The 1415-nt window shown below is 57.9% G+C and carries 1 protein-coding gene; it reads right to left on the bottom strand.

Annotation, left to right across the window (positions count from 1 at the left end):
• Positions 1-25: 25 nt before the first annotated feature.
• The coding region (locus tag AWB65_RS34870) for a site-specific integrase (RefSeq protein WP_087671262.1) at positions 26-1415 on the bottom strand (1390 nt) is incomplete at its 5' end.

Raw genomic sequence — 1415 nt, 5'->3', positions numbered from 1 at the left:
GCGGCGACGCGTCGGGCTCTTGCGCTCAGCTCGCACGACGTACCTTTTTGGGAAGTTTGAAGGGCGGCACTTCGGCACCGAGGTCTGCAAGTACACGTTCAGCTTTACGGAGATGATCGACACTGCGTTCACGGGACGGCCTTCCAAGGTCAGGGCATTGCAGCACGTCAATCTGCTGCTGCCGGATCCCTTTCCAGATCTGAATGTGAGTCGAATCAATCACGCCTTCGCCGCACGAGGTACATCGCACCGCATCGTACAGACCTTGACCCCCGCAACCGTTGCCGCTTGCCATGCACCATGAGTGACCGGTTCCACGGATGAACACACTTTCCCCAAGCTTGCGGCAGAAGTCGCGCATGTCGCGAACGGTCTTTACTTCGCCTCGGTTGCGGAAGGCCGCGATACGGTGGCCGCCCACGCCCGACAGGTTGCTATGCGGATGCATCCAACTCTGGATGATCAGGCTTTGCAACTCATCACGCTCGGTCAAGATGTCGCTAATCAGGGCGCGATCTGCGTCGCTGTCATGTCGGGCGTAGTAGAGGGTCATGTCGAGTGACCAATGCTTGAAGTGCTCGCGCAGATAACGAATGTCGCCGAGCACGTGCCGGGCAACATAGACTGCAAAGGTTCGCCTGAACTCGTGCGTCCTGAGCGGCCAGGGCTCCCCAGGTCGAATTCGGTCTCGATTGACCACGCCGTCCATGTCCTGCTGCTCGACAATCATGTTTGCCATCTTGGCGAACGCCCTCAGGCTCTTTCGTGCGGTCTCGTTTCCTAGTAGCGACACGCTTCCATACGATGGGTGGTAGATCGCCATTAACGCATTGCGATTACGGCGAGCCCGTTCAAGCTTGAGTTGAATTTTCGCGCGGACGTGCTCATCGAGGGTTCGTGTCTTTGCTGCGCGCTCTAGGGCCTTAATCCTTTTCTCGCCTTGCGCGCGCACGGGCTCGCCGAGCCGAGTGGCGACAGCCACCGCTTTTCCAACGACCTCCGGCACCATCCACTCGGCCGGCCTCGGTTCGTGCTCGAGCTTGTACGTTGTTCCTCGGAGCCAGTGGAGCGTCGCACCGTCGAATCCCTTTCTTGCAATGAAGCATCCCACTTCGAGCGACGCCAGCTCCGAGTCTCGCATACCCGAGAATGCAGCGCATACGATGTAGCAAGCAGTTCTTAGATGAAATAGCTCAATTGAGGCCGCCGGCCGACTTGGGTACCCATGCTCGGCAAGCAGTTGTCGCTCTTCTTTCGAACTTTGGTGGTTCGCCTTGACTTGAAGATATTCGGCTTCAGTGGCGTAAATACTTGAGAAGCCTTTCGGGTGGCTTTTTCGATGCGCCACTTTGACTTGGGCCAACCTGCGCGTTGCGTGCACTGCCAACTGATCTCGCAACGCCAGCAGTGAATTC

Origin of the sequence: Caballeronia humi, assembly GCF_001544475.1 — a bacterium.
In the GTDB taxonomy this organism is placed as follows: Bacteria; Pseudomonadota; Gammaproteobacteria; order Burkholderiales; family Burkholderiaceae; genus Caballeronia; species Caballeronia humi.
This window is presented reverse-complemented; position numbering and strand designations above follow the sequence as displayed.